This window comes from Psychrobacter sp., from assembly GCF_049295055.1.
Lineage (GTDB): Bacteria > Pseudomonadota > Gammaproteobacteria > Pseudomonadales > Moraxellaceae > Psychrobacter.
Window position 1 is genome coordinate 1 of the sequence record NZ_JBAQQF010000079.1, and the last position, 5,197, is coordinate 5,197.

General features: G+C 42.6%; 7 protein-coding genes and 2 tRNA genes. 6 read left to right on the forward strand and 3 right to left on the reverse strand.

Annotated elements, in window-relative coordinates:
• The 6 genes from WAZ74_RS12100 to WAZ74_RS12125 form a co-directional block, all read left to right on the forward strand.
• On the forward strand, positions 1-890 hold an 890-nt coding region (locus WAZ74_RS12100; protein ID WP_422308557.1), incomplete at its 5' end, for a ribose-phosphate pyrophosphokinase.
• A gap of 355 nt (positions 891-1,245) precedes the next feature.
• On the forward strand, positions 1,246-1,929 hold the full coding sequence (locus WAZ74_RS12105) for a 50S ribosomal protein L25/general stress protein Ctc (protein WP_422308558.1): 684 nt from the start codon (positions 1,246-1,248) through the stop codon (positions 1,927-1,929).
• A 193-nt stretch (positions 1,930-2,122) separates the two neighbouring features.
• Positions 2,123-2,704, forward strand: a complete 582-nt coding sequence (gene pth / locus WAZ74_RS12110; protein WP_422308559.1) for an aminoacyl-tRNA hydrolase — start codon at positions 2,123-2,125, stop codon at positions 2,702-2,704.
• 111 nt (positions 2,705-2,815) lie between these two features.
• Positions 2,816-3,196 carry an aspartate 1-decarboxylase gene (gene panD / locus WAZ74_RS12115; protein WP_422308560.1) on the forward strand — a complete coding sequence of 127 codons (381 nt, stop codon included), beginning with the start codon at positions 2,816-2,818 and terminating at the stop codon, positions 3,194-3,196.
• A gap of 165 nt (positions 3,197-3,361) precedes the next feature.
• On the forward strand, positions 3,362-3,520 hold the full coding sequence (locus WAZ74_RS12120) for a hypothetical protein (RefSeq protein WP_422308562.1): 159 nt from the start codon (positions 3,362-3,364) through the stop codon (positions 3,518-3,520).
• Positions 3,480-3,914: a sodium:calcium antiporter gene (locus WAZ74_RS12125; protein WP_422308563.1), complete on the forward strand. Its 435-nt coding sequence runs from the start codon at positions 3,480-3,482 to the stop codon at positions 3,912-3,914. Before WAZ74_RS12120 ends, WAZ74_RS12125 begins: the two co-directional genes overlap by 41 nt.
• A gap of 64 nt (positions 3,915-3,978) precedes the next feature.
• On the opposite strand, the gene WAZ74_RS12130 is transcribed toward WAZ74_RS12125, so the two are convergent.
• The 3 genes from WAZ74_RS12130 to WAZ74_RS12140 all read right to left on the reverse strand — a co-directional run bounded on the left by WAZ74_RS12130 (position 3,979) and on the right by WAZ74_RS12140 (position 5,190).
• Complete coding sequence (locus WAZ74_RS12130; protein WP_422308561.1) at positions 3,979-4,620, reverse strand: RDD family protein; 642 nt, start codon at positions 4,618-4,620, stop codon at positions 3,979-3,981.
• Between the two features lie 220 nt (positions 4,621-4,840).
• Positions 4,841-4,917: transfer RNA gene (locus tag WAZ74_RS12135), tRNA-Arg, on the reverse strand.
• A 183-nt stretch (positions 4,918-5,100) separates the two neighbouring features.
• Positions 5,101-5,190 (reverse strand) — tRNA-Ser (locus tag WAZ74_RS12140).
• Positions 5,191-5,197 lie beyond the last annotated feature (7 nt).

The window sequence follows — 5,197 nt, forward strand, 5'->3', positions numbered from 1 at the left end:
CCGATCATCTTCATATACCTCTTGGTAAAGCTGACATCACGCGTTTTTCTGATGGCGAAATTGCCGTGGAAATCAAAGAACACGTACGCGGTAAAGACGTGTTTATCATGCAGCCTACTTGTGCACCGACCAATGACAATTTGATGGAAATCATGATGATGGCTGACGCTTTGCGTCGCTCTAGTGCTGGCCGTATTACCGCTGTTATGCCTTATTTTGGCTATGCGCGTCAAGACCGTCGTCCTCGTTCAGCTCGTGTCCCTATCTCTGCTAAAGTCGTTGCTGATATGTTAAACATCGTCAGTATCGATCGCGTGATGACCGTTGATTTGCACTCAGATCAGATTCAGGGTTTCTTTGACATCCCAGTGGATAACATCTACGGCACGCCTGTATTACTCAACGACCTACAAAAACAAGATTATGACAATATCATGGTTGTCTCTCCTGACGTCGGCGGCGTGGTACGTGCACGCGCGATGGCTAAGCAGTTAGGTGATACCGACATGGCGATTATTGACAAGCGCCGTGCCCGTGCCAATGAATCACAAGTCATGCACATCATCGGCGACGTCCGTGACCGTGACTGCGTGATTGTTGATGATATGGTCGATACCGCAGGGACTTTATGTAAAGCTGCTGAAGCGCTCAAAGCAAATGGCGCGCGCCGCGTAGTGGCTTACATTACCCACCCTGTGCTATCAGGTAATGCGCTGAAAAATATCAGCGAGTCGGCACTGGATGAGATCGTCGTTACTGACACTATTCCATTGTCTGATGCTGCCAAAGCTTGTAGCAAAATTCGTCAAGTAAGCATTGCGCCAATGCTAGCTGAAAGCTTACGTCGTATTAATAACGAAGAATCTATCAGCGCAATGTTTGATGCCTAGTTTGACGCTTAAGATTTATGATAGATTAAAAAAAGCGCCAAGTTGATAGACTTGGTGCTTTTTTTACGTCTTATCTTTGAGCTGCTTTTACATGGCTGTTCTGCATTGCTATTTTACAGCGCTTTTTTACACACCCGTTTTATATCACCATTATACGTAGGTCTTTATTATAGTTAAAGAATCACGTATAATGCGCGCCTGTATTCGTCATTAGTTAACACCTATCATTTTTAGGTATTTTTATACTTAGCGACACGATTGGTACATTCTAAAGTATTGATTATCCAGTGCTAGACTGGTCGCAAGTCTATTATTGCTGGTAGATACTTCACATACTCTCTATAGGATTATATCCATGGCTATTGATCATTTTGCAATCAACGCGGTTGACCGCTCTGCTGAACAACAAGGTAAAGGTGCGAGCCGCCGCCTACGTAAGCAGAATCTAGTTCCTGCTATCATTTATGGTGGTGGTGAAGAGCCAACCACTATCTCAATCAAAATCAACGAGCTAGTAAAGTCGCTTGAATATGAAGCCTTCTTTTCACAAATCTTGACCATCACGACCGATAAAGGCGATGAGCATCAGGTTGTTATCAAAGCCTTGCAACGCCATCCTGCTAAAGGTTTCCCAATGCATGCTGACTTCCAGCGCATTGTGAAAGGTCAGAAAATCAACATGAACATTCCTTTGCATTTCGCTGGTGCTGAAATTGCTCCAGGTACGAAAGCGGGTGGTATTCTATCTACAGTAGTTACTGATGTTGAAATCGTTTGCCTACCATCACAGCTACCTGAATATCTAGAAATAGATGTATCTGCTATGGAAATTGGTGATTTGTTCCGTCTATCAGACATCAAACTGCCTGAAGGCGTCATCATCTTTGATCTTGATATGGAAGATGCACACGACCGTACGATCGTGAATATGCAGGCGCCAACGGTTGAAGAAGTTGACGAAGACGCTGAAGTTGATGCAGCTGAAGTACCTGCTACTGCACAAACGGATAGTGCAGCTGAAGATAAAGACGGCGAATAATAAACAACCTCTATGTAGCGACCTATTGTCTGCTATGTAATACAAGGTTCGTTTAGTCAAAAAAATAGCAGGTGATGAATATCTCCTGCTGTTTTTGTAAGTAAAGTTTGAAAAATAAGATGCCTGCTATTGAATAAATAGCAGCGTCACAAACTCTTACCACTCATTTATTATAGTCAAGCAGGGTATTTTTATGGCCATAAAGCTTATTGTCGGTCTTGGTAATCCTGGTCAGGAGTATATATTTACGCGCCATAATGCAGGATTTTGGTTCGTCCATCATTTGGCACAGCAGTTTAATATTACTCTCGCCCCCGACAAAAAATTCCACGGGGTGACAGGGCGCGGTCAAATTCATGGCTCTGATGTGCGTCTGTTGATGCCGCTGACCTTTATGAATAAATCGGGTCAGTCGGTGGTGCCTATGGTTAACTTTTATGGCATTAATAATGACGAGTTGTTAATTGCCCATGACGAGCTTGATATTCCAGCTGGTAGCATCAAGCTTAAAACCGACGGTGGTCATGGTGGTCACAATGGTCTGCGTGATATTACCCCACATATTGGCAACGACTTCCATCGTCTGCGCGTGGGTATTGGTCATCCTGGTCACAAGTCTAAAGTCAGCGGACATGTGTTATCGAAAGCCTCGCCAGATGACCAGATAGCCATTGATAGCGCTTTGACAGCGGCTTTTGAGGCGCTACCATTATTATTAAATGGTGACGTTGAAAAAGCACGTGCACAAATTAATGGCTTTAAGTTGCTTGATTAAAACACCTGAATAAAATGGCTATTTAAAAAACAGCCTTTTATTTTAGTAAGTTAATCCCCATTAACCTTTTGATTTGGTTCATTTATATTAGTTACACTAAGGAAGCAATCTATGCTACTTAATATGCTCAAGTGCAAATTACATCGCGCCCGTGTTACTCATGCTGAGCTGCACTACGAAGGCTCATGCGGTATTGACGGTGATTTATTAGACCTTGCCGGTTTACGTGAAAACGAATCTATCGACATCTATAATGTCACCAATGGCAAACGCTTTCGCACTTATGCCATCCGCGCTGAAGCTGGCTCTGGTATTATCTCCTTGAACGGTGCAGCCGCTCATATGGCAGATTTAGGTGATATCGTCATCATCTGTGCTTATGCGCATTTTGATGAAATTGAAGCCGAAACCTATCAGCCAAAACTGGTCTATTGCAACGAAGACAACACCGTTAAAGACACGGCGAATATCATTCCTGTACAAGTGGCTTAACTATTGTACTTGTATGTAGCTGATATTTAGCCGATTGAATATTTTAATAAAAAAGCTGAATCTAAATAGATTCAGCTTTTTTTATATGCATAAATGCGTTTAAACCCATAAGGAAAGTTGCCAATATAGCTGGCAGTTATTGCAGTATTGATTAGTCTGACTATTTTGGTTGGGAGTGCCGATGTCTTTATCGAGGGCGCGACCATATTAGCAAATCATCTACGCATTCCTAGTTTCTTAGTGGGTATCGTAATTCTAGGCTTGGGAACCGTCAGTACCCGAGATAGTAGTATCTGCATTAGCAGCGCTACAAGGCAGCCCTGAGCTGGCTTTAGGGAACGCCTATGGCTCTAATATCATGAACATCGCTTTAGGACTCGGAATCACGGCACTTATTAGCCCCATTGTCATTCGCAGTAGCATCGTCAAACGCGATTTACCGCTGTTATTGCTCATTACTATACTAGCAGCATGGCAGCTGCGCGACGGGCAGCTGAGTCAGGCAGACGGTGTTTTGCTATTGCTAGGATTGTTAGCGCTATTAATTTTTCAGATAGTTGTCGATTTGCGTGAAGAGAGTAATAAAAAAGAAAATGGAGACAATATAGATAATAGTAAAGCGGAAACAGCGGGCTTATCTCGCGGTTTGGCAAGCTTGCTCATTGGTCATGTCGATATTAGTATTAAGCTCACGTGCTATCGTCTGTGGCGCAGTTGAGCTTGCCACATATTGGGGGTTGAGCGAGTTGATTATCGGCTTAACGATTGTGGCAGCTATTCGTCTATTTGCCTTGCTTACGGTTTCTAATCACCCGCCATAGCCCATCATTTTCTGTTTTTGGCATCTTTAAAGTAATGGTATTCGATAGCATATCTTGTACCGCGAGGCCGCGAGAATTAAACAGGCAAAACGCATAGTTAAAGACAAAGCCCAGAAACGCACTGGTTAATAAGATAGCGCGTGAGCCGCCGATGACACTACCAATAAGACCAAGTATAAGCGGCATAATACTAGCTGCTAAAATTCGCTTAAATGACTGTCCCCATGTGAGTAAATGACCGCCACTATTGACCGTCTTTAAGCGCCACGTCTGCATACCCAACGTTTGACCACCGCGACGCCAAAATAAACCATAAAATCCGACCAGTGTTAGTATAAAAGACGGTGTCATAATAAAGTTTTGATACCAAGTCGGTAGCGACTGCGCTTGTGATGACTCTGTACCTGTATTCATAGTCAATAGCGTGCCAATAACCGTCAGCACCGTACCGACCAAAAACAATAACGCTAAAATCAGCATACCATCATAAAGAATAGCAGCCATACGGGTGCCAGGCTTAGCAATCATTAGCTCTTCTATATCAGGAGTATGATGCACTGATGCTTTTGTTTTGGATGGGCGTTTAGATAGACTCTTTGACATGGTAAAAGCTCATAGCCAGCAGTGAATAGTGGCTCTATTGTACCGTAATTGCGCCCATTATCGTATTTTATCCAGCGCTGATGTTTACTCAATGATATGATAAGAACTCATAAATAGTAGACATAAAAAAACCGCCAAATTGTCATAAGACAGGCGATTGATTTAGGTTTTCTTTATCTAGTATAAAATATATCTAGGATAAAGAAGCGATGATGTAAAATGGTGCGCTTGGAGAGATTCGAACTCCCGACCCCTTAGTTCGTAGCCAAGTGCTCTATCCAACTGAGCTACAAGCGCGTACTTTACACATCATTTACTACGCGGTAAATAACTTTGTAGTAAATTAGGTTGGTAATTATATAGATTATATTGCCTGTGTCAACACATTTCAATCATTAAAATATAATATATTTATTTGAATAATTAAATGAGTTCAACAACGTTACGTTGCATTATAACTCTACTAATAAACCGAATAAATGGCGGTGAAGGAGGGATTCGAACCCTCGATACGCTTACACGTATGGTTCCTTAGCAGGGAACTGGTTTCAGCCACTCACCCACTTCACCGAACGAT